Here is a 26361-nt window from a genome sequence, read left to right on the forward strand (position 1 = left end):
GGATGCCCGGGCCGCTCCACGGCCTGCTGGTGGCCGACTTCTCCCGCGTCCTCGCCGGCCCGCTGGCCACGATGACGCTGGGTGACCTCGGCGCCGAGGTGGTGAAGGTGGAGCGGCCGGGCACCGGCGACGAGACCCGGTCCTGGGCCCCGCCGTCCGCACCCGACGGCACCTCCACCTACTACCTCGCCGTCAACCGCAACAAGCGCAGCGTCAGCCTCGACCTGTCCACTCCGGAGGGCCGGGAGGTCGCCCGAGAGCTGGCGCTGCGCGCCGACGTCCTCGTCGAGAACTTCGCCCCCGGCACCATGGAGCGCTTCGGGCTCGGCTACGACGACCTGGCCGCCGACAACCCGCGCCTGGTCTACGCCAGCGTCACCGGGTTCGGCCGGGACTCCGCCCTGCCCGGCTACGACTTCCTCATCCAGGCCGTGGGCGGGTTGATGTCGCTGACCGGCGAGCCGGACGGCGCGCCGACCAAGGTCGGCGTGGCGCTGGTCGACGTGCTGGCCGGCCAGAACCTGACCAGCGGGGTGCTGGCCGCGCTGTACGCGCGCGAGCGGACCGGCCGGGGCCAGCGCGTCGAGGTGAACCTGCTGGGCAGTCTGCTGGCCGCGCTGGTCAACCAGGCGTCGGCGTACCTCAACGCGGGAGTGGTCGGCGAGCGGATGGGTAACCGGCACCCCAGCATCGCCCCGTACGAGACGCTGCGCACCGCCGATTCCCCGATCGTCGTGGCGGTCGGCAATGACCGGCAGTTCGCCCGGCTGTGCGACGGGCTCGCCACGCCCCGGCTCGTGTCGGACGTCCGGTTCGCCGACAACCCGGCACGGGTACGTCACCGCGACGCCCTGGTCGCGGAGTTGGAGTCGGTGCTGCGCTCGCGCCCGGCCGCGCACTGGGTGGAGGCGCTGACCGCGGCCGGGGTGCCGTGCGGGCGGGTCAACGACGTGGCCGGGGCGTTCGCGCTGGCCGAGCGGCTGGGGCTGGACCCGGTGGTACGGCAACCGGGGTGGCCGACCAGCGTCGCGAGCCCGCTACGCCTGTCGGACACCCCGGTCAGCTACCGGCTTCCGCCCCCGGAGCAGGGGCCGCCGGTCACACCTCGTTGATCTTGAGGTTCGGCGCCTCGAGCGTGTCGCACCGCACGAAGACCAGGTCGATGACCGGGTCGGTGAACCACACCACCGGCAGGGGGATCGACGGCGGCGGCGAGTCGGGCGTGTAGGTGACGTTGGTCAGCGGGGTGTCGAGCCCGAACATCTTGCCGTGGAACTTGGACGCGAAGAACTTCACGTTGTCCTTGACCGTGAGCGAGTCGCTCGTGATCAGCGTGCTCTTGCCGTTGGGCTCGGCCACCTTCAACTGGAACGGCGTCGTGGTCGACCGGTCCATCGACATCTGGAGGGCCTTGACCTTGCCGGTCTTCGTGTCCAACTCCACCACGCCGTCGTAGCGGAAGTTGATCAGCGTGACGGACTGACCGGTCAGCACCGCCTGGGTGGAGGCGGGCATCGGCATACCGGACGGAGCCGGAATCGCCTTGACCTCGCCGTACCCGAAGCACGGCTCCACCGAGCCGGACGGCTGCGGCTGCTGGCTCGGCGTAACCGACGGCACGACCGGGGTACCGGACGCGCTGGTTCCGGGTACCGCGGGCAGCCCGGGAAGGATGCCGCTGGCGCTGGCGCTGGCGCTCGCGCTGGCGCTGGCGCTGGTGCTCGGGCTCTGCGACGCCGCCGCGGCCGGGGTGTCCGACCCGCCACCGAAGAGCCTGCCCACCCCGTCGACCACGCCGTTCAACCCGTCGACCACGCCGTTCAAGAAGTCCAGCAGCGGGTTGCCACTGTCATCGGAGGCGGCGGAGGGGTTCGGCTGCGGGCTGGCCGAGGCGGTACCGCCCTCCGGCGCGGCGCTCTTCGCGGCGGCCGCGCCCGGCACCGGCTTGGCACTCGGCGCCGCCTTCGCGCTCGGCGCCGGCTTCGCGCTCGGCGACTTCTTCGCGTTCGCCTGGGCGCTCGCCGAGGCGGAGGCGCTGGAAGTGACGGTCGGGCAGGCGGTCGGCGTCGGTATCGGCGGGGGCGTCGGTACCGCGTACGCCGGTCCGGTCCGGTTCACGGCGATCACCAGCGCGGCCGCCAGTGTCACCGGTACGAGCGTGATCGCCAGCGTCCGGGTGTAGGTGCCACCACCCGAGCCGCTGCCGGAGGTCGGCGGCTCCTGCTGGCCGTGCCGGCCGCCCGGCTGGGAGGGATCCCACCACCGCTGTGACTCGGCGTCACGCGGCTCGGCGTGGCGCGGCATCTCGACCGTGTCGGCGGCGCCGGGAACGGCCCCGTACGGCTGGCCGTGGTCGTACCGGGGCCGCGGGTCGGTCGCCTGGTCGGCGTAGGTGCCGGGGCCGACGGCCGCCGACTGGTCGGCGTAGTCGTCCGGACGGCTGTCCGCCGGCTCGCCGGCCGTCGGCGTGGCCGCGGGGGTGTCCGGGTTCGCAACCGGCGCCCAGGCGATGACGAGGGCGCCACCGATGATGCCGAGCAGCAGCCCGATGAAGAAGCCGCCGAGGTTGACCCCGATCAGCGAGTACACCGCGACCAGCGAGCCGAGGATGCCGTAGAACAGCCGCAGGTTGGGCGTCATCCAGGCCCCGGCGCCGCAGAGGATCAGCATCGCCGGTACGACGTACGACAGGAATCCCGTCGGCCCGACGTGGAACTGCAACGCACCGAGGTTGAGATTCCCGCTGAGGAACAGCTCGATGCCCGACAGGATCAGCAGCAGTCCGCCCCAGAACGGGCGTGACCGCCGCCAGTGGCGGAAGTTCCGCCCGCCCCCGGCGGGGCTACCCGCCTGCGACGCGTGTGCGGTCGGCACGTACTCCTCCAACGTTCAGGGGTAAGGAACCACTGCACGGGTGAGGCCCGCGGACAACCGACCGCGGGCCTCATGACGTGCTAGAAGCACTCCTTGGGGGTGCCCGTCGCGCTCACGTCCACGTACATGTGCAGGCCCGTGAGCTGGAAGGTGGCAGCCTGGGTGGACCGGGCCGTCTGCTTCAGGTTGGTGATCGTGACGTGGTCAGCCTGCTGACCGAAGGCGCCCGCCTGGCCGCGGGGCAGGTTGACTCCGCCCTTGTCCATCGTCGAGGCGTCCTGACCAATGTTGATGTTGGTGAACGTCGCGTTGCCCTTCAGGTCGTCCATGCCGATCAGCAGGTCGGTGGCCTTTGCCGGGTCACCATTGCCGCCAGCGTTGATCACCAGGCTGACGGGCAGGCCCGGCACCTTCACCGACTGGCACAGGCCGTAAAGGTCCGCCGACTTGATGCCGGAGACCGCGATCGGGTGGTTCTTGGGGTCGGCCGGGTTCTCCTTGTTGGCACCGGCCTCGCTGGCGAGCCCGCCGTACTGGGTGAAGCCGTCACCCTCGAGCCGGTCGGCCGCGACCTTGAACGTCTGGCCGGAGACCGAGAACTGCGCGGCGATCGCGCCGTTCGCCATCCCGACCATCATGGCGCCCGCGGCCGCCGCGGCGGGCAGCACCACAACGGCAAACCGCCGCCACTTGGTGCGGCCCTGCACCAGGTCGCCTTGCGCATCCTTCACGGAAGTCCTCCTCGCGAGTGGTGTCACCGGAGCGGTCGCGCAGCGCGACTGGGGGGTATCGCTGGTGACGAGATGCGTGAAGTGCATGTCTGCGCCACACCGGCCGGGCGGGTCACAGGCCGCCGGGGTGGGTGTGGCGTGCGAGTGATGTTGCCGTGACTGGGGGCCGCATTCAAGCCCGTGCTACTGGTCGGTAACCATCGTTCCGCGCGATAACTACCCAGAGTCACAATTTCGACGCCGAGCCGGCGACCGCAGATGCCCTTCGGTCGGACAAATGCGACCGAATCGCTCCTGTGAGTGTCACCACAAGTAGCTGAGAAATGTTCCCATTACATTTTGGTAACAAGGGTCCTGTCTGCCTGCTTGCCCATCCCCACCTGCGGTTGTTGTCACTTTCAGCTAACCGCAAGCGCACAATGTGCGAGCCTCGTCACGCATTGGTCATCACCGACGTCAATATACAAAGGGTTTCCGACGGTGACGCAAGGGGCCCATCGGGAGTCACGCACCGCGACGGCCACCATCCCCGATGGACGGCGTCCGGCCCCGACGAGCCGCCACGAACCACGGCCGGCCCTGCGCCTTCCCTACCGGTCACCGGCCGGAAAGGCGCAGAACTCGTTCCCCTCCGGGTCGGCCAGCACCCACCACCGGATGTCGCCACCGCGCTCACGCAGGACGGCCGCACCGGCGGCAACCAGCGCGTCCGGCCCGGATCCAACCAGGTCGACATCCCAGTGCATCCGATTCTTGACCACTTTGGGCTCGGGCACCTCGGCGAAGACCCAGGACCGCCACGGGAACCCGGTAGCGCCCTCGACCCAGGCGAACGGGCCCTCGTCGGACCGCCTCGCCTTACCGCCGGTGACCTCGGCCCACCACGTCGCCTGGGCCCACGCGTCACGGCAGTCGACGACCAGCTCGAACACTCCCGGCGGATCCGACGCGGCCGGTCCGGGTGGGAACGCACAGAACTCGTTCCCCTCCGGGTCGGCCAGTACCCACCACGGATCCCGGCCCGGTTCGCGTACCACCGTGGCGCCCGCGCGCAGCAGGGCCTCCGGGCTCGCCCCGGCGAGCCGCAGGTCAAGGTGGACCCGGGTCTTGACGGTACGCGGCTCCGGTACCGGATCGATCCAGATCGCCTCGCCGGAACTCCGGCCGGACGCCGGATCGAGCCGGGCCGATCCGTCGCCCCGGTCGACGGGCGAGGCGCCGAGCACCGAGGCCCAGAACCGCGCCTGGGAAAGCGCATCCTCGGCGTCCATACACAGATCCTTGAAGCTGGCGATGGTCATCCATCCATCTTTGTCCAATCCACGCGGGCCTGCGCGGAAAGAACGCACAGCTGGGCCCCCGCCGGTCACCTTTCCGCCGGGGACGGCGCCCCGCCGGCGGTTCAGGGTGCCGGGTGACAGCGGGCCGACCGTGGTCGCCGTCGGCCGTCCGTACGCCCGGCCTCGGGCGCGGTTCCCCGCGTCAGGTCTGTGGGTGCGGTTCCCGGCGGCGGGTGCTGGTCTCCTTGATCAGGTCATCCCGCCGCAGGCCGTCGGCGTCGGATATGCCCTCCTGCGCACGCCGGCGTGCGCACGCCGGCGCCCTCCTGCGCACGCCGGCGCCGGGCGGACTCAGGCCCGCATCACGGTGGCGATGGGGATGCGGGCCGCCCGTACCGCCGGGACGAAGCCGCCGAGCACCCCGGCGACCAGGCCGGCGACCACCCCCGCCACCCCGGCCTGCCAGGGGAACTGGAGATCCTGCAGGAAGGCCGCCCGTCCGCTGAGCACCACCGCGGCCACCTTCACGCATGCCGCCGCGACCCCGACCGCGGCCGCCGCGGTCAGCAGCCCGGTGAGCAGGGTCTCCGCCAGAACGATGCCGGCCAGCAGGGATCTCGGCGTGCCCACGGCGCGGCGGAGCGCGAACTCCTCCACCCGTTCGCCGACCGTGGCGAGCCCGACGTTGAGGATGCCGGCGACGCCGATGAGCAGGACCAGGCTCGCCATGCCGAGGAAGACCCAGCGCATGATGGCGAGCTCCGTCTCCATGCGCTCCCGGCTGTTGATCGGCTCAATGTGGATCTGATCGGCGGGTACGCCGCTGGCGGCCAGTCGCGCGCGCAGCGTCTGCTGCACATCCGTCGCCGTCGGCGCCAACAGCACCTGCAGGCCACCCCCGTACGGGCCGCCGCCGATCTTCGCCGCGGGCAGCCAGTTCATCAGCTCGTCCGCCCGCACGTACGCGGTCGGCTGGCCACCGCCGCCGTCATCGACCACCCCGACGATCCGGGGGGTGGCGTTGACATCGGCGCCGTCGACCCGCATCTCGGCGGGCACCCGGTACTTCGTGAAGCCCTTCGCCGCCTCCTTGTTGAGCACGAGTCCCGGCGACAGCGACGGGGCCGAGGAGAAGTCCAGCCACTGGCCGACCTGAGGCCGGAACGGACGGAACTGCCGGACGTCCCCGGTCAACGCGACCAGACGCACCTCGATCGCCTTGCCGGGCGGCGCGACGTCCGTCTTCTCCCGGGGGAAGCACCCGGTGGGGCCGCAGACCATGTCGCCGTAGTCGCCCGCGCCCGGCCCGTCGAACGGTGCGCCGCCCGGGTTGATCGGGGTGACCCCGGGCTCGCCGATGACGGCCCGGGTGTCGATCGCCGCCACCGCGCCGGCCCGGCCCCGCACGGTGTCCAGGACGACCGGGGCGACCGGCGGAGTGGACGGCAGGTAGATCTGCAGGGTGCCGTCCCTGCCCTGGGTCAGTTCGAGGTCGGCGAGCAGCGCGCGGTTGGCGATCTCGGCACCCGCCTGGACCACCACGACGGCCAGTACGCCGAGGAAGAGGCTCACCATCGACAGCAGGGTCCGCAGCTTGCGGGCCCTGATCCCCTGTACCCCGATGATCAGTGACGAGCGCAGCCGCCCGGACAGCCCGATCACGCGACCACCCGCTCGGCCGCCGGGGTGAGGGCCCCGTCGGAGAGCCGCAGTACCCGCTGCATCCGGTCGGCGTGGTCGCGGTCGTGGGTCACCAGGATCAGGCCGCACCCCCGTTCGGTCGCCGCGTGCAGCGCGCCGATCACCAGGTTGCCGGTCTCGGTGTCCAGCGCCCCGGTCGGCTCGTCGGCCAGCAGCAGCCGCGGCTCGCGTACCAGGGCCCGGGCGATGGCGACCCGCTGCTGCTCACCGCCGGACAGCCGCGGCGGCCTGTGCTTGGCCAGGTGGGCGATGCCGACCTGCTCCAGGGCCGCCATGACCTTGGCTCTGCGCTTGCGCCGGGGCAGCCAACCCTGGCCGTTGACCAGCGCCATCGCCACGTTCTGCGCCGCGGTCAGGTGTTTGAGCAGGAAGAACCGCTGGAACACGAAGCCGAACTCGGCGCTGCGCAGGGCGGCGGCCTTGCGCTCCGGTAGCCGGCTGATGTCCCGGCCGCCCAGCAGGTACTGGCCGCCGTCCGGCCGGTCGAACAGCCCGATCAGGCTCAGCAGGGTGCTCTTGCCCGATCCGGAGCGCCCGAGGATCGCCACGCTCTCGCCCGGGTGGACGGTGAGGTCGACGCCGTCGAGAATGGTGCGCTCCTTGCCCTGGCCCTTGAGCGTCTTGGTCACGCCGACGAGTTGGATGAGCGGGGTCACTTGGTCTCCGCCGGGGTCGGTCCGCCGTCACCCTCGGACTTGGCGGGCGGCAGGTTCGGGCCGGGTACCGCGAGCGTCTCGTCACCGGTCAGGCCGGACTTGATCTCCACGACCTTGCCGTCGGTCAGCCCGAGCACGACGTCCCGGGTCTCCCGGGTACGGTCCGGCCGCACCACGTCGACCTTGCCCTTGCCCTGGGTACCGGCGACGGCCTCGACCGGTACGACGAGCGCGTTGGCCGTCTTCGCGGTCACCACCTCGATGGTGGCGGCGGCCCCGTTGATCAGCTTCACGTCGGCGGGCGCGGTGCACACCAGCCGCATACCGGTCGGCTCCGACGGGGTGGCCGCGCCGTCACGCTCCCCCGGCGCCCCCGGGGCTCCCGGCGGTGCGGACTGCTTGTCCGGCGGCTGGTTGGCCTGGCCGCTGGGCGCGGCGGCCGGCGGGTCCGGGATGGTACCGGCCGGCAGGGCCGCGATGGTACCCAGCACGGTGCAGGGGAACGGCCCCGGGCCGTTCTTGATCTGGACCTGCGCCGAGCCGAGCGCGTCGGTGAGCTTGTACGCCTGCGCCGCGTCGATGTCGGCCACGATGCCGTAGCCCACCAGCTTCGCCGAGACCACGGGCATCCCGGCGGTGACGGTGGACCGGTCGGCGACCAGCCGGCCGGCGAACGTGGCCCCCGCCGGCACCTCCACGCGGTTCGCCTTGCCGTCGGCCCACACGCTCGCCACCCAGGTCGGCTTGGTCGGCGTACTCTGCGGGGCCTTGACGTCGAGGTAGCGCACCTGCCCGGCGACGGGGGCGACCAACCCGAAGATCGGGTTCATGACGACCTTGCCGCCGAGGCTGACCTTGTTGGACAGGTCCTGACGGGTCGGCTTGGCGGTCGTCATCGTCGTGCCGCGCGCGGCGAGTTCGGGACTCGCGGTCTTGGGCTGCGACGAGCCGCACGCGCTCGCCACGGCCGCGACCGCCGCGAGGACGCCCGCGCGGAGCAGGATCTGTTTTGGCACCGGTAACCCCCGTTGGAATGCTTGGCGGTTGCGACAATTCCCCAGGTATACGTAGGGCGGAGCACAGAGCGTCGCGTCCGGTCGCACCCGCGTCGGACGGCGCGCCACAAGGTACGGCACGGTGTCAAACCCGCGCCCCGTACCGTTGGGGCGCCCGCCCCCGCCGGCACGCACGAGGGGTGCGACCGACCGCAACGAGGTGCTTCAATGTACATCCCCGCCCATTTCGCCGCCGACGCACGAGCCGTCCACGATCTCCTGGCCAACCACGGCGCGGCCGACCTGGTGACGGCGACCCCGCAGGGCCTGGTCGCGACACTTCTGCCGTTCGTGTACGACCCCGAGGTCGGCGAGCACGGCGCACTGCTCGGCCACCTCGCCCGCAACAACGACCAGTGGCGGCAGCCGATGATCGGCGAGGCGATGGTCATCGTCCGCGGCCCGGACGCCTACGTGTCACCGTCGTGGTACCCGAGCAAGGCCGAGCACGGCCGGGTCGTGCCGACGTGGAACTACGTGACCGCGCACGTCTACGGCCGGCTGGTCGTCCACGACGACCCCGCCTGGCTCGACTCGCTGGTGCGCCGGCTCACCGACCGGCACGAGGCGGCGGGCGCACCGCCGTGGTCGGTGGACGACGCGCCGCCGGCGTTCATCGCCGGGCAGCTACGCGCGATCGTCGGGGTCGAAGTGGTCATCAGCCGGATCGAGGCGAAGCTCAAGCTGAGCCAGAACCGGTCGCGGGCCGATGTCGACGGGGTCGGGGAAGGGCTGGCGGCGCGGGGCGACACCGCGAGCGCCGCGGCGGTGCGCGCGGCCAACCCGGTCGCCGACGCGCCGAACCCGCCCCGGTGAGGACCTCGCCGGACAGCGGACCCGGCGCATCCCGGGGTACGGTCGGAGATCTGCATCGACGAACGTGACCGGGTGATCCATGGCGACGACGGCTTCGGGCCTTGCCGACGAACTGCTGGACGCGTTCTTCGACGCGGAGCCGGGGGCCGCCACCCTGGCGGGAATCCATGACCGCGACGACCGGCTGGCCGACCACAGCGAGGCCGGCCGTGAGGCGGTCCGGGCGCGGGTCGCGGACATCGCCGCCCGCGCCGAGGCCCTGGATCCCGGCGCGCTCGACGCGACCGATCGGGTGACCGGAGCGGTGGTGGTGCAGCAGGCCAAGGCGATCCTGGATCGCCTGGCCTCCCGCGCGGTCGAGTACACGGTGACCGACACGTTCGCCGCGCCGGCCACCGAACTGCTGTTCCTGCTGCCGATGACCGGCATCGCCGAGCGGTCCCACGCCGACGCCTACCTCGCCCGGCTGGCCCGGATACCCGAGGTGCTGGCGGCCATCGCCGACCGCCACCGGTCAGGCATCACCGCCGGGCGGCTACCGGTACGCCACCTCGTTCAGGCCGCCGTCGCACACCTGGACCGGTACCTGTCCGACCGGGACAACGACCCGCTGCGCCGGCCGAAGCCGCCCGCCGAAGCCGCCGGGGCGTTCGACGCCGAGCGCGACCGCCTGCTCGACGAGCTGGTGCGCCCGGCCTTCGCCCGCTACCGCGACGTGCTGGCCACCGAGGTACTGCCGCACGGCCGGCCCGCCGACCGGGCGGGCCTGTGCTGGCTGCCCGACGGTGCGGCGACCTACGCCCGGCTCGTCCGGGTGCACACCACCACCGATCGCTCACCGCAGGAACTGCACCGGACCGGGTTGGACATCGTCGCCGGCCTGGCCCGGGAGTACGCCGAGATCGGCGCGGCGGAGTTCGGGACCCGCGACGTCGCCGAGATCTTCACCCGGTTGCGCAACGACCCGGCCCTGCGCTGGAAGGACGGCGAGGAACTGCTCACCGCCGCCCGCGCCGCGATCAGCCGGGCGGAGGCGGCCGCGCCACGGTGGTTCGGCCGGCTGCCTGGCCAGCGGTGCGTGGTGGAGGCCGTGCCGGCCGCCGAGGCCCCCGGCGCGCCGGGCGCGTACTACAACGCGCCGGCACTCGACGGCAGCCGGCCCGGCACCTACTTCGCCAACACCCACCGCGCGGAGGAGCGCAACCGGTACAGCAGCGAGGCGACCGCCTTCCACGAGGCCGTACCGGGCCACCACTTCCAGCAGGTCCTCGCCCAGGAGCTGACCGACCTTCCGCTGCTGCGGCGGCTGGCCCCGTTCACGGCGTACGACGAGGGCTGGGGCCTGTACGCGGAGCGGCTGGCCGACGAGATGGGGCTGTACTCCGACCCGATCGCGCGGCTCGGCATGCTCAGCGCGGACTCGATCCGGGCGGCCCGGCTCGTGGTCGACACCGGCCTGCACACGATGGGCTGGTCGCGGCAGCAGGCGGTGGACTATCTGCGGGACAACACCGCGATGTCACAGGTGGAGATCGACTCCGAGGTGGACCGGTACATCGCGGATCCGGGGCAGGCGCTGGCGTACATGGTGGGCCGGCTGGAGATCCAGCGGATCCGGGCCGCCGCCGAGCAGGCGCTCGGCGACCGGTTCGACATCCGGTCGTTCCACGACACCGTCATCGGCAGCGGCCCGGTGCCGCTACGGGTACTGGGCGAGATCGTCGAGGCGTGGGTGGCCGGTCACCGGTGACAGCGAGGCGCCCAGGTCAGCGCGGCGCGCCACCGGGCCCACGCACCCGTCGCGGCCGCACCGGTACCAGCCCGTGGGCGCACCAAGATCCACGCAATGTCGCACACATTGCGGCATCCATCCCCGCCGAGGCAGCAATGTCCGCGACATTGCGCGGATCTTGCGGAACTGTGGATCTTGCGGAACTGTGGATCTTGCGGAACTGTGGATCTTGCGGAACTGTGGATCCGAAGCGGCCCATGGATCCCGAAGCGGCCCGCGGATCTTGAGAGGCATCGCGACTCCCCGGCCGGCGTCCCCTCTCCGCAATCGGGGGATCGAGGGTCCTTGATGGGGTGCGGTTCGGCCTGTTGTTACTTTCCTACATCTATTCTCTCCGTATTGTTAATCAGCAACCCCTTGTGGAACGCGGTCCAACCGGCGATGCTCATCGACGTCTTTCGATGACTTCCCCGGAGGGATCAATGACACAATCGACGCGCGGCACGTCCACCCCCCAAGCGCCGGTGGACGGGTCGACTACTGGCCAGCCTGTCCGTCGCGGCGACCGCGGCGGCCCTCGCCATGACGCCGACCGCCGCCAGCGCAGCCCCCGCGGGCCTCCCCGGCATGGACGTCTCCGGCTACCAGGGCAACGTGAACTGGCAGGCGGCCTGGAACAACGGCGCCCGGTTCGCCTACGTCAAGGCCACCGAAGGCACCGGCTACACCAACCCCTACTTCGCCCAGCAGTACAACGGCTCGTACAACGTGGGCATGATCCGCGGCTCCTACCACTTCGCGCTGCCCGACCGCTCCAGCGGCGCCGCCCAGGCCAACTACTTCGTCGACCACGGCGGCGGCTGGTCCAAGGACGGCAAGACCCTGCCCGGCGCGCTCGACATCGAGTACAACCCGTACGGCGCGACGTGCTTCGGCCTGTCCCAGGCCAGCATGCGGAGCTGGATCGCCGACTTCGTCAACCAGTACAAGGCCCGCACCGGCCGCTGGGCCACCATCTACACCACCACCGACTGGTGGACCACCTGCACCGGCAACACCTCGCAGTTCAGCGCCAACAACCCGCTGTGGATCGCCCGGTACTCCAGCTCGGTTGGCACGCTCCCGGCCGGCTGGGGCACGTACTCGTTCTGGCAGTACGCGTCCTCCGGCACGTTCCCCGGTGACCAGAACGTCTGGAACGGCACCCTGGACCGGCTGAAGGTGCTGGCCTGCAACGGCCCCTGCTGACGATCGAACCGGTCATGGTCTCGGGCGGTCACCGCGGATCCGGTGGCCGCCCGAGACCGCACTGTCCGATCTGACCTAGGCTTTCGGGCATGGAGCAGCGGATGCTTGGCCGCACCGGGATCCCGGTCGGCGTGATGGGTCTGGGCACGTGGCAGCTCGGCGCGGACTGGGGCGAGGTCCACGAGGGCGACTCCTTGGACGTACTCCTGGCGGCCGCCGACGCCGGCGTGACCTTCTTCGACACCGCAGACGTGTACGGCGACGGGCGCAGCGAGCGCATCATCGGCCAGTTCCTGCACTCCTCCGCCGGCTCCGGGATCACCGTCGCCACCAAGATGGGCCGCCGGTTGAGCCAGGATCCCGCCAACTACACCCTCGACAACTTCCGCGCCTGGACCGACCGGTCCCGGGAGAACCTGGGCGTGGACACCCTGGACCTGGTGCAACTGCACTGCCCGCCGACGCCGGTCTACGCCAGCGACGCCGTCTTCGACGCGCTCGACACGCTGGTGCAGGAGAAGCGGATCGCCGCGTACGGCGTGAGCGTCGAGACCTGCGCGGAGGCACTGACCGCGATCGCCCGCCCCGGCGTGGCGACCGTGCAGATCATCGTCAACGTCCTGCGCCTCAAGCCGCTCGAAGAGGTGCTGCCGGCGGCCCGGGCGGCCGGGGTCGGCATCATCGCGCGGGTACCGCTGGCCAGCGGGCTGCTGTCGGGCAGGTACGACGAGCAGACCCGCTTTCCGGACAACGACCACCGCACGTTCAACCGCAACGGCGAGGCGTTCGACGTCGGTGAGACGTTCTCCGGCGTCGACTTCGCCACCGGCCTCGAGGTCGTGCGACGGCTCACCCCGCTGGTACCGGAGGGCGCCACGACCGCCCAGTTCGCGCTGCGCTGGGTGCTCGACCACCCGGCGGTCTCCGTGGTGATCCCGGGTGCCCGCGACTCGCGGCAGGCCCGGGCCAACGCCGCGGCGGCCGAGCTCCCGCCGTTGCCGCAGTCCACCCACGACGAGGTGGCGGCGGTCTACCGCGAGCTGGTCGCCGACCAGGTGCACCACCGCTGGTGACGACCGGCGCACGCTAGACCGCCACAACTTCCGGGTCGTCACAACTACCGGGAAATTGTGGTATCCGGCCAAGGCTGAGGCCACAACTTCCCCGAAGTTGTGACGATCAAGTCCGGAGCGGGACTACGCATCGATGACCGTCTTGCTCCCGGGAAAGCGCTGTCCTAACCTGGGTACGGCCTCGGCGCTCTGCACCCTCGAAAGGGAGAGCGCGCCATGAAACCACTACGTACCCGGCCGCGAATGGCGGCCCTCACCACCGTCGTCGCCACCGCGGCCGCCGTCGCCGCCACGCCGGCCCCCCTCCTGGCGGCCACCGCCGCCGACGCACCGACCCCTCTCCTGGCGGCCACCGCCAGGCAGGCCGAACGGCTCGGCCGGGGCGTGGTGAGCGTCCGGTCCGGCAACGGAAACCTGGTCAGCTGGCGACTGCTCGGCACCGACCCGGCCGACGTGACGTTCAACGTCTACCGCGGCTCGACAAAGCTCAACTCCACACCGATCGCCAACTCGACCAACTACCTCGACGCCGGCGCCGCCGCCGGCAGCGGGTACACGGTGCGCGCCGTGGTCGGCGGCGTCGAGCAGGCCGCGTCGCCAGCCGCACTCCAGTTCACCAACGGCTACCTCGACGTGCGGCTCCAGGTACCACCGGGCGGCACGACACCCTCGGGTGAGGCGTACACGTACGCCGCGAACGACGCCAGCGTCGGCGACCTGGACGGCGACGGCCAGTACGAGATCGTCCTGAAGTGGGACCCGTCCAACTCCAAGGACAACTCGCAGTCCGGGTACACCGGGAACGTCTTCGTCGACGCGTACACGCTGTCCGGCACCCGGCTCTGGCGCATCGACCTGGGTCGCAACATCCGCGCCGGGGCGCACTACACCCAGTTCCAGGTGTACGACTACGACGGGGACGGCCGCGCCGAGGTGGCGATGAAGACCGCCGACGGGAGCCGGGACGGCACCGGGCGGGTCATCGGCGACTCCGGCGCCGATTACCGCAACTCCAGCGGCTACGTGCTGTCCGGCCCCGAGTACCTGACCATGTTCGACGGCCGGACCGGCGCGGCACTGTCCACGGTGAACTACGACCCGCCTCGCGGGACGGTCTCGTCCTGGGGGGACAGCTACGGCAACCGGGTCGACCGGTTCCTGGCGGCCACCGCGTACCTCGACGGCCAGCGCCCCAGCCTGATCATGTCGCGCGGCTACTACACCCGTACGGTCATCGCCGCCTGGGACTTCCGCTCCGGGAGCCTGACGAAGCGGTGGACGTTCGACTCCGCCGCGAGCGGCAACAGCGCGTACGCCGGGCAGGGCAACCACCAGTTGTCGATCGCCGACGTCGACGCCGACGGCCGCGACGAGATCATCTTCGGCGCGATGGCCGTCGACGACAACGGCCAGCGCCTGTGGAACACCGGGTACGGCCACGGCGACGCGCTGCACGTCGGCGACCTCGACCCGGCCCACCCCGGGCTGGAGGTGTTCAAGGTCGACGAGGACACGAGCAAACCGGCCGCCTGGTTCGCCGACGCCCGTACCGGTGCGGTCCTGTGGCAGAACGCGTCGTGCGGCTGCGACAACGGCCGGGGGGTCTCCGATGACATCTGGGCCGGCAGCCCCGGCGCGGAGTCCTGGTCGTCCGCCGTCTCCGGGCTCTACAACACCAGGGGACAGAACGTCGGCCGCAAGCCCGGTTCGGCGAACTTCCTGATCTGGTGGGACGCCGATCCCGTGCGCGAACTGCTCGACGGTACCCACATCGACAAGTACGGCACCGGCGGTGACACCCGCCTGCTCACCGGCAGCGGAGTCGCCTCCAACAACGGCACCAAGGCCACCCCGGCACTGTCGGCGGACCTGTTCGGCGACTGGCGCGAGGAGGTGGTCTGGCGTACGTCGGACAGCTCGGCCCTGCGTATCTACGCCACGACCACCGTCACCGACCGGCGCATCACCACGCTGATGCACGACACGCAGTACCGGGTCGCGGTCGCGTGGCAGAACACGGCGTACAACCAGCCGCCGCACCCCAGCTTCTTCATCGGTGACGGCATGGCCACCCCGCCCCGGCCGAACATCTACGTCCCCTGACCCCGGACGCGACCGCGCTCCGACCGTCAACGCGATCACGCCCCGACCATCGACGCGATCACGCCCCGACCGCCGGCCGCGACCGGGCACCGCCCCGGCCGCGGCCGGTCCGGTTTACCCGCGCCTTCCGTGCGGGTACCGATGGGCATATGGCTGAACTGGAGTGGCTCGGCATCGTCCGGCACGGGGAGAGCACGGGTAACGTCGCGGCGGCCAGCGCCGAGGCTGGCGGATCGGAACTGATCGACATCCCGGAGCGGGACGCCGACGTCCCGCTGTCGGAGACCGGCCGGGGGCAGGCGGCCGCCGTGGGGCGGTGGCTGCGGGAGCGGCCCGACCGGCAGCGGCCGGACGTCGTGGTCGTCTCGCCGTACCTGCGCACCGTGCAGACCGCCGAGATCGCCCTCGACGGCCTGGCCGTCCCCCTGGTCCGCGACGAGCGGTTGCGCGACCGGGAGCTGGGCGTTCTCGACCTGCTCACCGGGTACGGGGTGCGTACCCGGCTGCCCGCCGAGGCGGTCCGCCGGCAGCGGTTGGGCAAGTTCTACTACCGGCCGCCGGGCGGCGAGTCGTGGGCCGACGTGACGTTACGGCTGCGCAGCCTGCTCGGTGATCTCCGGCGCGACCACGACGGCGGCCGCGTTCTGCTGGTGGGCCACGAGGCCGTGGTGTTCCTGCTCCGCTACCTCCTCGAAGGGCTCACCGAGGCGGAGCTGATGGAGGTGGCCCGCGACAACTCGATCACCAACGGATCGGTCACCAGCTGGCGGCGCACGGCGGACGGCGGGATGTCGATCGTGGACTTCAACCGGGCGGACCACCTGCGCCGGGAGGGCGCCACGCCGACGCGGGAGGAAGAGGTCCATGCCGAGCCGGTCTGACCCCGAGGTCATCACCCCGCGCCTGCTGCGGCAGTGGCCCTTGCCGGTGCCGGGAAGTGGCGACGACAAGGGCGCCCGCGGCACGGTCCTGGTCGTCGGCGGCTCCCGCTTCACCCCCGGGGCGGTCCTCCTCGCCGGCGTGGCGGCGCTGCGCGCCGGTGCCGGCGTGCTCCAGCTCGCCGTGGCGGATTCGACCGCGGCGGCGTTGAGCATCCAGGTACCGGAGGCGCTGGTGATCGGCCTTCCCGAGACGGCCGCCGGGTCGGTCGCCGGCCGACCACCGGGCCGCCTGGCCGACCTGGCTGCCGACGCCCGGGCCGTCGCCGTCGGTCCGGGGCTGGACAACGTCGACGAGACCGCGGTACTGCTGCGCCACGTCATCGACGCGGCCGGCCCGGACACCGCGCTGGTCCTCGACGCGTACGCGCTGGGGGCCCTCAGCCACGACCCCGACCTGCTGGCCGGGCACCGGGCGCAGTCCGTCCTCACCCCGAACCTCACCGAGGCGGCGTTCCTGCTCGGCCGCGAGCCCGACGAGGACCTCGGCCGCACCGCGGCCGTCCTGGCCGAGCGGTACGGCGCCGTCGTGTCACTCTTCGGCCACATCGCCGCCCCGGACGGGCGGACCTGGCGCGAGGAGAGCGGCGACGCCGGCCTCGGCACCTCGGGCAGCGGCGACGTCCGCGCCGGGATCGTGGCCGGGCTGCTGTCCCGGGGCGCCGACGCGGCACAGGCGGCGTGCTGGGGCGCGTACGTCCACGCGGCCACCGGGCTGCGCCTGGCACCCCGCTTCGGCCGGATCGGGTTCCTCGCCCGCGAGCTTCTCGACGAGGTGCCGCGCACGATCGCGGAGATCTGACGCGACCGGTCGGGCCACCGAGGGGTGACCCGGCCGGTTACGGTGTCACCTCCGGCCAAATTGGTGACACGTCAACATAAGACCGCTATCGTGGCCCACGTGACCGGACCCCGATGGCTCGACGAGCGGGAACACCGCGCGTGGCGGGATTTCCACGTCATGCGCCGCCGACTGGAAAGCGTCGTCAACCGGCAACTTCTCCACGACGCCGGGCTGTCGGCCGCCGACTACGAACTGCTGGTACCGCTGTCGGAGGCACCGGGTCAGCGGCTACGCGCCCGTGACCTCGGCCGCGAGGTGGACTGGGAGAAGAGCCGGCTGTCCCACCACATCGGGCGGATGGAGCGGCGCGGGCTCATCGAGCGCCGGGAGTGCCCCACCGACGCCCGGGGCGCGTTCATCCACCTGACCGAGAAAGGCCGACTGGCCGTCGAGACGGTCGCGCCCGGTCACGTCGAGACCGTCCGGCGGTACTTCATCGACCTGCTCACCCCGGCGGAACTCGACACCCTCACGTCGATCGCCGACCGGGTGATACGGCGAGTCGCCGAGGGTACGGCACCGGAGGACCGCTCCGGCGGTGACAACCGGGCGGTCACGCAGCCGCCCCGCTGACGCCCGTGCCGCACCGGACGTGATCACGTAGCCGCCCCGCCGGCGCCGACGTCACACCGGCCGGGGCCGGGCCCGTGGCCGGCGCCCCGGCTTGACCTTCGCGCTGCGGCGTAGGGCGCTCTCGATGTCCTCCAGGCTGCGCCCCTTGGTCTCCGGCAGGTGCCGGTACAGGTAGGTGAAACCGATGACGCCGAAGACCGCGTACATCCAGAACAGGCCGGTCGCGGTCAGCGCGTTGACGGTGGTGAGGACGGTCAGTGAGATCAGGAAGTCCAGGCTCCAGTGCGTCACCGTGCCGAACCCGGCCGCCTTACCGCGGACCGCGGTCGGGAAGATCTCGCTGTTGATCAGCCAGATGCCGAGCCCGAGGCTGACGGCGAAGGCCGCGATGTACACGCACAGCGCGGCGACCATGAGCCAACGGATCGGACCGGCGTGCCCGGGCAGCAGGTACAGGGCGCCGAGGGCGATCAGGTCCACGATGATCACGGCGGTACCACCGAGGATCAGCGGCCGCCGGCCGACCCGGTCGACCATCGCCAGCGCGACGATGGTGACGAGCATGTTGACCAGGCCGATGCCGACCGTGGACAGGATCGCGGCCGACGCGCCGAATCCGGTACGGGTGAGCAGCGTCGGCGTGTAGTAGATGATCGCATTGACACCCACCAGCTGATTGGTGGCGGCGATGGCCACCCCGAGCAGGATCGCCGGTCGCATCTGTGGGGTCAGCAGATCACGGAAGGTCAGCTGGCTCTCGGTTGCGGCCAGGGCGTTGATCTCGGCGATCTCCTCGTCGGTCTCCGCGGCGGTGCGGGAGCGCAGCATCACCCGCCGCGCCTCCGCCTCGCGGCCCCGCGCCAGCAGCCAGCGGGGGCTCTCGGCCAGCGGCAGGAGGCCCACGAACATCACCACGGCCGGTACCACGGCGAGGCCGAGCATCCAGCGCCAGCCCCCGCGGCCGGCGAAGGCGTACCCGACAAGGTAGGAGACGAAGATCCCGACCGTGATCATCAGTTGTTGCAGTGAGACGAGCCGGCCCCGGACCGCTCGCGGCGACATCTCCGCGATGTAGCTCGGCACCACCAGGGACGCCGTGCCGATCGCAGCGCCGAGGAAGAAGCGGGCCACGATCAGGACCCCTTCGTTCGGCGTGAACGCCGACACCAGGGCACCAGCACCGAACACGAACGCCGCGACCATCAGCATGCGCCGCCGGCCGAACCGGTCGACGAGCGGCCCGGAGGCGAGCACCCCGACGATCGCCCCGAGCAGCAGCGAGGCGACGACCACCTGTTTCAGGGTGTCGGTCAGGTGGAAGGCCGGCCCGAGGTACAGCAGTGCGGCGGAGATGACGCCGGTGTCGTACCCGAACAGGAAACCGCCGATCGCCGCGACCAGGGCCGGTCCGAGGATCGGCCACACCGACCTCGGCTGCCGCGCCGGGTCACCGGCGCCGGGCCGCGATACCTCACCAGCCATGGCTCACCTCGGCGCAGCGTCCTCGCAGGTGGCCGCGGGTCGGGCCGGCGGCCGCCCGTCCTCTCCAGAATCCCAGGCGCGCACCGGCCCCAGCCACTCGGGCGGCGCAACGGCCCCGGGTACGGCAGGATCCCGGTATGGAGGTGCTCTCCAGCCGCATCCTGCTCCGGCCGTCGGACCCGCAGCGCAGCCGTCGGTTCTACCGCGACACCCTGGGCCTGGCGATCTACCGGGAGTTCGGTCCGCCCGACGATCCCGGTGTCGTGTTCTTCCTCGGTCAGGGGCTGCTGGAGGTGTCCGGCCGGTCCGACGGCGCGACCGGCGACGTCGTCCAACTGGCCTTCCAGGTACGCGACGTGCACGCCGAACACGAGCGCCTCGCCGCTGCCGGCGTGCCGGTTCTCCGGCCGCCCCGGCGGGAACCGTGGGGCCTGGACGAGATGTGGATCGCCGACCCCGATGACGTACGCATCGTGCTCATCGAGGTCCCCGCCGACCATCCACTCCGCCGTGACCAACGCGGTTGACGGGTCGGAGGCTGACGCCGGTGGCGGAACAGCGCACCGGGCGGCTCGGCTACCAGGCGTACCGTGCGGGCGTGCTGCTGCGACGGCCGTCGGAGATCGCCGACCGGCTCCGCGGCCGACTGGAGCGGCGGTTCGACACCGTCCTGCCGATCGCGTTCACCCCCTGCGACGAGATCCACACCCGGCTGCACCGGCTGCTGGGCGTGCCCGTCGGCTGCGACGCCTGCCTCGGCTTCGACGACGTCTGGGCGTCGGTCACGGCCCGGATCACCGACCCGTGTGGTCACGACGCGGGCGCCGGGCTGGCCCGCGCAGCCTGGGCGGCGGTGACGCACCTGCGCCCGGACCGGGTGGTGGAGACCGGCGTGGCGCGCGGGGTGACGACGGCGGTCCTGCTGGAGGCGATGGAGCGGACCGGGCGCGGCGCGCTGTGGAGCATCGACCTGCCGGATCTCCACCTCGCCTGGCGCGGGGGCGTATCGGCGGCCGTACCGGCCAGGCTGCGCACCCGGTGGACCTACGTGCGCGGATCGAGCCGGCGGCGCCTGCCCGCGGTCCTGGCCGACCTCGGCTCGATCCAACTGTTCCTGCACGACGGGCTGCACACCCACGGCAACATGCTGTTCGAGTACGAGACGGCCTGGCAGCACCTGGAGCAGGGTGGCCTGCTCGTGTCCGACGACGTCGACGGCAACGGCGCGTTCAGCCACTTCGCCGAGTGGACCGGCTCGCCACTCGCCCTGGTCTGCCCGGAGGACCGCAAGCCGGGCGCGTTCGGCCTGGTACGCAAGCCGGCGCCGATCTCACCCCGGCCGCCCGACGTGGGGTGAGACCCGCCGGTCAGGACCCGGTCATCGTGTGCGGCGCCTCCACCGGCTTGGACTGCGACGAGCCACGCTGCCGCAGGAAGATGCTGAACACGATCAGCACGCCCACCGACAGGAACTCGCTCTGCCAGTTCTGCATCGACTGGAACCAGAACTGCGGGTGGGCCAGGAACGCGACCGCCGAGGTGGCCGGCTGGCCGTGCAGGGCCTGCTCCGCGTTGTACGCCGCGGTAGCGCCGAGCAGGTGCAGCACGAAGGAGACCACGAACAACCCGAGCAGGGCCAGTGCCAGGCTGTTCTGGTACAGCCAGAGCACGGCCCCGCCGCGCCTGGCCGGCCACGGCGAGTCCGGGGTGACCGGCGCGCGGTCGGCGTCGGAACTCTCGTCCAGCGGCTTGGACTCCGGTGAACCCTTCTGCACCAGGTACGCGGCGAGCAGCACGTACGAGCCCATCTGGAGGAACTCGGACTCCCAGTTCTCGAAGGTCGCCTCGACGAACGCGCCGCTGCCGACGTAGGACCAGTACGACTGGGTCGCCCGGGCGTGGTCGGCCAGGTCCTGGTTGTCGGCCAGCCAACCGAAGACGCTCTGCAGCACCAGGAACACGACGAACGCCGCGAACATCACCAGCGACAGCGCGTTCAGCTTCAGCCACCTGCTCATGGGCCGGTCATACCCCGCCTGTGGATCACGCAACCGCGTCATGATCGTCGGTTCGTGCCGGATCTCTCCGATGAGACGGTCGTCCGGCGCGCCGCGGACGATCTGATCAACCAGATCAGTTTTCTCCATCCGGTCGACGAGTTCTACAAGGCCATCACCCTGACCGTTCGTGAGGGCCGGCTCTCCCCGACCGCGCTAGAGATCGCGGGGGAACGTCACAACGAAGCGGAGATCCTCCGCTTTCTCGCCCGACTGGCTCAGCACCTCGACCAGCTCCGTCCCTGGCCGGCTCCGGCCTTCCCCAAACTCGACGTCGACGCATGGAACAGCTTCCGCGACGCAAAGCCGATCGCGCGCATCGACCGACCGATGCACCAGATCAACGGCCTCCTCAACAACTCCTTCGACACCGTCCCGCTCGGTGCCGAGAAGCTGCCGGTCATGGTGCTTCGGCTGCGCTAGGGCGACGTGGTGGCGTTGATGGGGTCGGTGAACCCCCGGTCCACCACCTTCGCGCTGATGCAGCGCGACCCCGGTGACCCGGCCGAACTCATCGCACGCTTCTGCGAACTCGGCGGTTTCCCACGGGGGGACGTCCTACCGCTCACCGGCTGATACCCGCGCCGGCGAGAACCGGCAACGCGGAACGGTGACGGGTAGCCGACACGAGAACGGTGGCGACGATCTGCCACGATCGATGGCGGCGTCACGGGACGTGGGAGACCAGGGGAGGTTCAAACACCCATGACAGACCACGACGAGATCCTCATCGTCGCCCATCTCGGCGCGGCGCCCGACGAGGACGCCGCCGACGTCGAGCAGGGGGTCATCGAGGTCAACCGGGTACTCGCGAGCATCGGCACGCTGCGCCCCCTCGAAACCGCACCGCGACCCCTCGAAACACCGCCGCACCTCGACACAGCACCGCACCTCGAAACAGCACCGAGCCCGCCGCCCGTGAGCCCACCCGAGCCGGTGCCGCCAGCCCCGGGCAGCACGCGCGGCGTCGACCTGGCCGCGCTCGGGACCGTCTGCGCGAGCGTGCTTCCGCTGGTACCCGACCTGCTGGCCACCGTGAGGTCGCTGCTGGACTGGGCCGCCCGGCGGCCGGGCCGGACGGCGGCGGTGCAGCGCGCGGACGGATCCCGGATCGAGCTGACCGGGCTGTCCGCCGAGGACCTGCACCTGCTGGTCACCGACTGGGTCGAGTCCCACCCCCGGGCATGACGGCCCGCCGGGCACTGCTGGTGGCCTGCGCCGAGTACCGGGACCCCAAGCTGCGTACGCTCCGGTCGCCGGTACACGACGTCGACGGCCTCGCGGCGGTCCTGTCCGACCCGGCCATCGGCGGCTTCGAGGTCGAAACGCTGATCAACCGTACGGACACCGAGGTGCGCCGGGCGGTCGCCCGGTTCCTCCGCACCGCACGGCGGACCGACACGCTGCTGCTGCACTTCGCCTGCCACGGCTTCAAGGACGTCGACGGCCAGTTGTACCTGACGGCGTCCGACACCGAACTCGATGACGTCATGGTGAGCGCGGTCCCCGCCGAACTGCTCAGTCGACTGGTCAACCGCTCACCGTCGCGGCGGGTGATCCTCGTCCTCGACTGTTGTTTCAGTGGTGCGATCTCGCGGGTGATGACCTACCGCGGGCAGCGCGAGGTCGACGTCGGCGGGTACTTCGCGCGGGGTGAGGGCCTGGCGGTGCTCGCCGCGAGCAGGGCCGAGGAGTACGCCTGGGAGCCGGCCGGCGATCCCCTCGCCCTGCGCGACAACGCCATGCACTCGGTCTTCGCCGAGGCGCTGATCGAGGGCCTGAAGACCGGCGCGGCCGACCTGGACGGCGACGGCGAGATCTCGATCGACGAGCTGTACCTGTACGTCCACGACCGGGTCACCGCCACCGGGTCGCCGCAGACCCCGATGCGCTGGAGCTTCCTGCAGGGCACGCTGCTCGTCGCGCACCGGGCATCGGCCGGGCCGGAACTTGCGGCAGCGCGCCCGGCCGGGTCGGATCCCGCATCGGCACCTGCGGCCCCGCGCGGTACGGCCCGCTCGCCGTGGGACGCCCACCTGCTCAACTGGCGCTTCCCGGTCACGCCGGCGGTCGACCGGCTGATCCGCGGGTACGGTCGGGGCGGCGCCGAGGCGTACGCCTGGGGTGCGCTGCGCAACGGCGAGTGGGACCGGGCGGCGGTGGCCTTCGACGAGGCGAGCGGTTCCGCTCCGGACAGCCCGCTGGCCTGGTGGGGGTGGGCGGTGAGCCGTGCGATCGGCGGCGGGTGGCGCGCCGCCGGTGAGGGGTTCGCCCGGGCCGCCGACCGGGTTCCGCTGGACCCGGCGGACCCGCAGAGCCTGGGTATGTACGCCGGCGCGGTGCTGCTCGGCGCCGTCGCGTTCACCGCCGCGGGCAGCCGACGGGCGCAGGAACTGCTCGACGACGGCCTGGACCGGGTCCCGTACTGCCCGCACCTGCTGGCCTACCGCGCGGTCGTACTCGGCCGGCGCGAACAGCTCGGTGCCGCCTTCCTGTTCGCGCCCGACCTGGTGAGCGAGTTCGCGGCGGTCGGGGTGGACGTGGCCGAGGCGGTCGGGCAGGCCCTCGCCGAGGCCGAACGTCGGACCGCGGCGCTGGTACGGGCATCCGGCCGGGTCGCCGCGCTCCGCCAACACGTACCCGGCCTGCCGCCGGCCCGGCCGGTACCGGGGCCGGTCGGTCAGCGGCTACCCGCGGACCGGCGGCTGGACGCGTACGGGGCGTTGGCGTCCCGGTCCCGCCGGATCCTCGCCGCCGAGGTGGTGGATCTGCAGACCGCCGCGGACACCCTGCTGGCGGCCGCGGTCGACCGCCGCGCGATGGCGCTGGTCGACGAGATACGCCACGTGACCTCGGACATCACCGGTGCCCTGGCCGCCACCGACCGGCCGGTACCCGTCGCGGCGCTCGGCCTACCGCCCCGCATCGAGCGGTGACCTGATTGACATCCTCCCCGCCCTAAAGAGCGGGGATTCCCGTGGTCGCCCTCGGGTTTTCCTGCTTCACCGCCGACCGCCCCGTCCGGGAGGACTCCCGTTGAGGTCTTACACCGGCTCCACAGGCCGTCACCGCCAGCCCGGCGGCCAGAATGTTGCAGGCCGCGTTGACGTCGCGGGGGGGGGGGGGGGGGGGGGGGGGGGCCCGCCCCCCCCCCCCCCCCCCCCACGACCGCACGTGAAGCGGCATCGCCTCGGCCAGTGCACCGCAGGCCGAGCAGAGCTTGCTGGACGGGTACCACCGGTCCACAACGACCAGGTTGCGGCCGTACCAGTCGGCCTTGTACTCCAGCATGGTGCGGAACTGCCGCCAGGCCGCACGCGGGTGGACGCCGATCCGCCGCGGCGGCGGATCGGCTTTGCCTGCCCTGCCCGGCAGGGGTTGGCGTTTCCTCTCCGGCCTGAAGGCCGGAGTATCCACGGAAGGAACCTGAATGAATACCGACGACAGATAGATCGACACCGTCGAGTGTTCTGTTCGGCGCCACGCCACGCTTACTATGAGACAAGCGCGATTGGCGCCCGGACGCCGCCTCCTGGCCGAGCGGCTCAGCCTTCTGGCCGAGTTGCTCAGCCTCCTGGGCCAAGCAACTCAACGCCGACGTTCCCGGCCTGACCCGCGGTTGTTGCCGCTCGATGGGATGCGTTTCTCGCGAGGAGGGAACAGGTGGAAGTCACCACTGCCCGACCGGTCGGCGTGACAGGCCGGGATCGGGGGCGGTAGTGCCGCCGACCGCCGACAACCAGCGTCGCCTCGTCGATGCGATCCTGCGGTTGCCCGGTGCGCAGAATCGGGAGTCCCGTGACCGGTACGTCGCCGCTGTCGGCTCGCTGCTCGGTGTCGAGCCGGACTTCCCGCGGGCGGAGGCGGCGCCCGACGACCTGACCCGCCTGGTCGCCTGGTGCGCGGCCGCCCGGCCGGACGGACTGCGCGTGCTGGTGGAGGCGGTTGCCGGCGTCGAGGAGCAGGGCGGCGCGGTCGACCGGCTGCGCGCCGTCGGTTCGATCGGCCGGCCCGCGGAGGTCCTCCAGCCGCACGAGCGCGCCCGCGTCGAGGAGCTGCTCGCCCGCCTCGACCACGCCAGCCGCGCCGCGATGGTGCGCGACCTCGCCAGCCGGTGGGGGCCGCGGCTGCGCCCGGACACCCGCGAGCCACAGACCCTGCTGCGCCTGCTGGAGGACTCCATCGCCGGTGCGGACGAGCCGCACCCGCTGTACACCTTCCTGAGCCGGCTGGCGCAAGCGTTCCGCGACACCCCGTACGAGGACCTCGGCGACCTGGTCAGCGAGGTCGGGTACCGCACCAGCGGCGGCCCGGTGATGCTGGCCGATCCGGCGGCAACGCCCGACCCCGGCCGGTACTACTTCGTGGTCCGACTCGCCGAGGACGGCCTGGCCCCGTCGCGGTACCTGGTGCACGTCTGGCTCGCCGACGACCGGGGGGCGTGGGAGCTGCGCTACACCTCGGACTCACCACACCTGCTGGCCGAGGTCCGCACCATGGTCGACGACCAGCTGGCCGCGCTGGCCGAGGACGAGGCGGTGGAGATCGACGCGCTGTCGATCGAGTTCATCCTGCCGCGGGCGCTGCTCGACCACGGTGTCGACCAGTGGCTGGTGTCCGCACCGGGCGTCTCCAACGCGATCGGTGTGCACTACCCGGTGGTGGTGCGCGACCTGGCCCGCATGCGCAACCGGATCATCCGCAGCCGGTGGCGGCAGCGCTGCCGCTGGCTCAACGGGCACGGCCACCCCACGGCCGCGAAGGCCGTCCGGTTCGAGCACCTCAACGGCACCGCCCCGGACATCTTCGCCGAGCTGATGCAGGACCCGGAGTGCCCGGCCTGCCTGGTGGTGCTCGGCCCGTCGGCCGCCCACGTGGCGGGCCGGGTCGGCGCCTGGCTGAGCGCCGGGATCCCGGTGGTCGTCTGGTGCCGGCACGACGGGGTGTCCGCGCGGTTCGACACCCACCTGCCGAGCATCCTGATCAGCGGTGGGATCGGGTCACTGCCGACCGCGGTGTGGCGGCTGCGTCAGGACTCCGGCCGGGTGGACAGCGGACACGAGCACGTCGGCAAGCACATCACGCTGCTGTGGGACGACGAGAACCGGATGCCCCCGGACGAGCGGGGACGGCTGCGCCAACCGGCGCCGTACTCGTAGCAGCGACCGACCGTACCGGCGCCGCAGAGCGACCGTCCG

25 protein-coding genes are annotated in these 26361 nt (G+C 71.8%); 16 read left to right on the forward strand and 9 right to left on the reverse strand.

What is annotated here, in order from left to right:
* Positions 1-2: 2 nt before the first annotated feature.
* Positions 3-1112 (forward strand): CaiB/BaiF CoA transferase family protein, encoded by a 1110-nt coding sequence (locus tag ACNTMW_RS21460; RefSeq protein ID WP_426635496.1) that lies wholly within the window; start codon positions 3-5, stop codon positions 1110-1112.
* On the opposite strand, the gene ACNTMW_RS21465 is transcribed toward ACNTMW_RS21460, so the two are convergent.
* From ACNTMW_RS21465 to ACNTMW_RS21490, 6 genes are all read right to left on the reverse strand, one after another.
* Complete coding sequence (locus ACNTMW_RS21465) at positions 1099-2874, reverse strand: DUF6114 domain-containing protein (RefSeq protein ID WP_426635497.1); 1776 nt, start codon at positions 2872-2874, stop codon at positions 1099-1101. The two genes, ACNTMW_RS21460 and ACNTMW_RS21465, sit on opposite strands and share 14 nt — an antisense overlap.
* An 80-nt stretch (positions 2875-2954) precedes the next feature.
* On the reverse strand, positions 2955-3692 hold the full coding sequence (locus ACNTMW_RS21470) for a DUF6230 family protein (protein WP_426635498.1): 738 nt from the start codon (positions 3690-3692) through the stop codon (positions 2955-2957).
* 503 nt (positions 3693-4195) lie between these two features.
* Entirely contained in the window at positions 4196-4906 is a 711-nt protein-coding gene (locus ACNTMW_RS21475) for a VOC family protein (RefSeq protein ID WP_426635499.1), read from the reverse strand.
* A gap of 330 nt (positions 4907-5236) precedes the next feature.
* The gene (locus ACNTMW_RS21480; RefSeq protein ID WP_426635500.1) at positions 5237-6547 is read right to left on the reverse strand and encodes an ABC transporter permease; all 1311 of its coding nucleotides are present in this window, start codon (positions 6545-6547) and stop codon (positions 5237-5239) included.
* Complete coding sequence (locus ACNTMW_RS21485; protein WP_426635501.1) at positions 6544-7242, reverse strand: ABC transporter ATP-binding protein; 699 nt, start codon at positions 7240-7242, stop codon at positions 6544-6546. The genes ACNTMW_RS21480 and ACNTMW_RS21485 overlap by 4 nt, the downstream gene beginning before the upstream one ends.
* Complete coding sequence (locus ACNTMW_RS21490) at positions 7239-8258, reverse strand: efflux RND transporter periplasmic adaptor subunit (RefSeq protein WP_426635502.1); 1020 nt, start codon at positions 8256-8258, stop codon at positions 7239-7241. Before ACNTMW_RS21490 ends, ACNTMW_RS21485 begins: the two co-directional genes overlap by 4 nt.
* A 207-nt stretch (positions 8259-8465) precedes the next feature.
* Here ACNTMW_RS21490 and ACNTMW_RS21495 point away from each other — a divergent pair, with 207 nt between their 5' ends.
* From ACNTMW_RS21495 to ACNTMW_RS21530, 8 genes are all read left to right on the forward strand, one after another.
* The gene (locus tag ACNTMW_RS21495; RefSeq protein WP_426635503.1) at positions 8466-9113 is read left to right on the forward strand and encodes an FMN-binding negative transcriptional regulator; all 648 of its coding nucleotides are present in this window, start codon (positions 8466-8468) and stop codon (positions 9111-9113) included.
* A gap of 79 nt (positions 9114-9192) precedes the next feature.
* Positions 9193-10863, forward strand: coding sequence for a DUF885 domain-containing protein (locus tag ACNTMW_RS21500; RefSeq protein ID WP_426635504.1), 1671 nt, complete (start codon positions 9193-9195; stop codon positions 10861-10863).
* 564 nt (positions 10864-11427) lie between these two features.
* Positions 11428-12093, forward strand: coding sequence for a lysozyme (locus tag ACNTMW_RS21505; RefSeq protein WP_426635505.1), 666 nt, complete (start codon positions 11428-11430; stop codon positions 12091-12093).
* Between the two features lie 89 nt (positions 12094-12182).
* Positions 12183-13166: an aldo/keto reductase gene (locus ACNTMW_RS21510; protein WP_426635506.1), complete on the forward strand. Its 984-nt coding sequence runs from the start codon at positions 12183-12185 to the stop codon at positions 13164-13166.
* Between the two features lie 216 nt (positions 13167-13382).
* Entirely contained in the window at positions 13383-15269 is a 1887-nt protein-coding gene (locus ACNTMW_RS21515) for a rhamnogalacturonan lyase (RefSeq protein WP_426635507.1), read from the forward strand.
* A 149-nt stretch (positions 15270-15418) separates the two neighbouring features.
* Positions 15419-16150, forward strand: a complete 732-nt coding sequence (locus ACNTMW_RS21520; RefSeq protein WP_426635508.1) for a histidine phosphatase family protein — start codon at positions 15419-15421, stop codon at positions 16148-16150.
* Positions 16134-17009 (forward strand): NAD(P)H-hydrate dehydratase, encoded by an 876-nt coding sequence (locus tag ACNTMW_RS21525; protein WP_426635509.1) that lies wholly within the window; start codon positions 16134-16136, stop codon positions 17007-17009. The genes ACNTMW_RS21520 and ACNTMW_RS21525 overlap by 17 nt, the downstream gene beginning before the upstream one ends.
* Positions 17010-17108: 99 nt before the next feature.
* Entirely contained in the window at positions 17109-17624 is a 516-nt protein-coding gene (locus tag ACNTMW_RS21530) for a MarR family winged helix-turn-helix transcriptional regulator (RefSeq protein WP_426635510.1), read from the forward strand.
* 51 nt (positions 17625-17675) lie between these two features.
* On the opposite strand, the gene ACNTMW_RS21535 is transcribed toward ACNTMW_RS21530, so the two are convergent.
* Entirely contained in the window at positions 17676-19106 is a 1431-nt protein-coding gene (locus ACNTMW_RS21535; protein WP_426635511.1) for a sugar porter family MFS transporter, read from the reverse strand.
* Between the two features lie 137 nt (positions 19107-19243).
* On the opposite strand from ACNTMW_RS21535, the gene ACNTMW_RS21540 reads away from it, so the two are divergent.
* Both ACNTMW_RS21540 and ACNTMW_RS21545 read left to right on the forward strand, forming a co-directional pair.
* Positions 19244-19633 carry a VOC family protein gene (locus ACNTMW_RS21540; protein ID WP_426635512.1) on the forward strand — a complete coding sequence of 130 codons (390 nt, stop codon included), beginning with the start codon at positions 19244-19246 and terminating at the stop codon, positions 19631-19633.
* Between the two features lie 20 nt (positions 19634-19653).
* Positions 19654-20463, forward strand: a complete 810-nt coding sequence (locus ACNTMW_RS21545; RefSeq protein ID WP_426635513.1) for a class I SAM-dependent methyltransferase — start codon at positions 19654-19656, stop codon at positions 20461-20463.
* 10 nt (positions 20464-20473) lie between these two features.
* Here ACNTMW_RS21545 and ACNTMW_RS21550 read toward each other — a convergent pair whose 3' ends face one another.
* On the reverse strand, positions 20474-21124 hold the full coding sequence (locus ACNTMW_RS21550; protein ID WP_426635514.1) for a DUF6766 family protein: 651 nt from the start codon (positions 21122-21124) through the stop codon (positions 20474-20476).
* A gap of 54 nt (positions 21125-21178) precedes the next feature.
* On the opposite strand from ACNTMW_RS21550, the gene ACNTMW_RS21555 reads away from it, so the two are divergent.
* The 4 genes from ACNTMW_RS21555 to ACNTMW_RS21570 all read left to right on the forward strand — a co-directional run bounded on the left by ACNTMW_RS21555 (position 21179) and on the right by ACNTMW_RS21570 (position 24099).
* Entirely contained in the window at positions 21179-21586 is a 408-nt protein-coding gene (locus ACNTMW_RS21555) for a hypothetical protein (RefSeq protein WP_426635515.1), read from the forward strand.
* Positions 21587-21604: 18 nt separating this feature from the next.
* Positions 21605-21739, forward strand: a complete 135-nt coding sequence (locus ACNTMW_RS21560) for a hypothetical protein (RefSeq protein WP_426635516.1) — start codon at positions 21605-21607, stop codon at positions 21737-21739.
* Positions 21740-21868: 129 nt separating this feature from the next.
* Positions 21869-22351 (forward strand): hypothetical protein, encoded by a 483-nt coding sequence (locus ACNTMW_RS21565; RefSeq protein ID WP_426635517.1) that lies wholly within the window; start codon positions 21869-21871, stop codon positions 22349-22351.
* Entirely contained in the window at positions 22348-24099 is a 1752-nt protein-coding gene (locus ACNTMW_RS21570; RefSeq protein WP_426635518.1) for a caspase family protein, read from the forward strand. The genes ACNTMW_RS21565 and ACNTMW_RS21570 overlap by 4 nt, the downstream gene beginning before the upstream one ends.
* 22 nt (positions 24100-24121) lie before the next feature.
* Here the strand turns inward: ACNTMW_RS21570 and ACNTMW_RS21575 are convergent, their stop codons facing one another.
* Positions 24122-24652, reverse strand: coding sequence for a zinc ribbon domain-containing protein (locus tag ACNTMW_RS21575; RefSeq protein WP_426635519.1), 531 nt, complete (start codon positions 24650-24652; stop codon positions 24122-24124).
* A 230-nt stretch (positions 24653-24882) separates the two neighbouring features.
* On the opposite strand from ACNTMW_RS21575, the gene ACNTMW_RS21580 reads away from it, so the two are divergent.
* On the forward strand, positions 24883-26322 hold the full coding sequence (locus ACNTMW_RS21580) for a VMAP-C domain-containing protein (protein ID WP_426635520.1): 1440 nt from the start codon (positions 24883-24885) through the stop codon (positions 26320-26322).
* Positions 26323-26361: the final 39 nt, after the last annotated feature.

The organism is Planosporangium spinosum (assembly GCF_049999945.1).
GTDB lineage: Bacteria > Actinomycetota > Actinomycetes > Mycobacteriales > Micromonosporaceae > Planosporangium > Planosporangium spinosum.

Bases quoted from the DNA above. Each gene is read 5' to 3' on its own strand.
- ACNTMW_RS21505 (WP_426635505.1), top strand. From the start codon at position 11,428: ATGACGCCGACCGCCGCCAGCGCAGCCCCCGCGGGCCTCCCCGGCATG.
- ACNTMW_RS21565 (WP_426635517.1), top strand. From the start codon at position 21,869: ATGACAGACCACGACGAGATCCTCATCGTCGCCCATCTCGGCGCGGCG.
- ACNTMW_RS21550 (WP_426635514.1), bottom strand. From the start codon at position 21,124: ATGAGCAGGTGGCTGAAGCTGAACGCGCTGTCGCTGGTGATGTTCGCG.
- ACNTMW_RS21515 (WP_426635507.1), top strand. From the start codon at position 13,383: ATGAAACCACTACGTACCCGGCCGCGAATGGCGGCCCTCACCACCGTC.
- ACNTMW_RS21540 (WP_426635512.1), top strand. From the start codon at position 19,244: ATGGAGGTGCTCTCCAGCCGCATCCTGCTCCGGCCGTCGGACCCGCAG.
- ACNTMW_RS21520 (WP_426635508.1), top strand. From the start codon at position 15,419: ATGGCTGAACTGGAGTGGCTCGGCATCGTCCGGCACGGGGAGAGCACG.
- ACNTMW_RS21535 (WP_426635511.1), bottom strand. From the start codon at position 19,106: ATGGCTGGTGAGGTATCGCGGCCCGGCGCCGGTGACCCGGCGCGGCAG.
- ACNTMW_RS21525 (WP_426635509.1), top strand. From the start codon at position 16,134: ATGCCGAGCCGGTCTGACCCCGAGGTCATCACCCCGCGCCTGCTGCGG.
- ACNTMW_RS21510 (WP_426635506.1), top strand. From the start codon at position 12,183: ATGGAGCAGCGGATGCTTGGCCGCACCGGGATCCCGGTCGGCGTGATG.
- ACNTMW_RS21570 (WP_426635518.1), top strand. From the start codon at position 22,348: ATGACGGCCCGCCGGGCACTGCTGGTGGCCTGCGCCGAGTACCGGGAC.
- ACNTMW_RS21475 (WP_426635499.1), bottom strand. From the start codon at position 4,906: ATGACCATCGCCAGCTTCAAGGATCTGTGTATGGACGCCGAGGATGCG.
- ACNTMW_RS21470 (WP_426635498.1), bottom strand. From the start codon at position 3,692: ATGCACTTCACGCATCTCGTCACCAGCGATACCCCCCAGTCGCGCTGC.
- ACNTMW_RS21560 (WP_426635516.1), top strand. From the start codon at position 21,605: ATGGGGTCGGTGAACCCCCGGTCCACCACCTTCGCGCTGATGCAGCGC.
- ACNTMW_RS21460 (WP_426635496.1), top strand. From the start codon at position 3: ATGCCCGGGCCGCTCCACGGCCTGCTGGTGGCCGACTTCTCCCGCGTC.
- ACNTMW_RS21500 (WP_426635504.1), top strand. From the start codon at position 9,193: ATGGCGACGACGGCTTCGGGCCTTGCCGACGAACTGCTGGACGCGTTC.
- ACNTMW_RS21495 (WP_426635503.1), top strand. From the start codon at position 8,466: ATGTACATCCCCGCCCATTTCGCCGCCGACGCACGAGCCGTCCACGAT.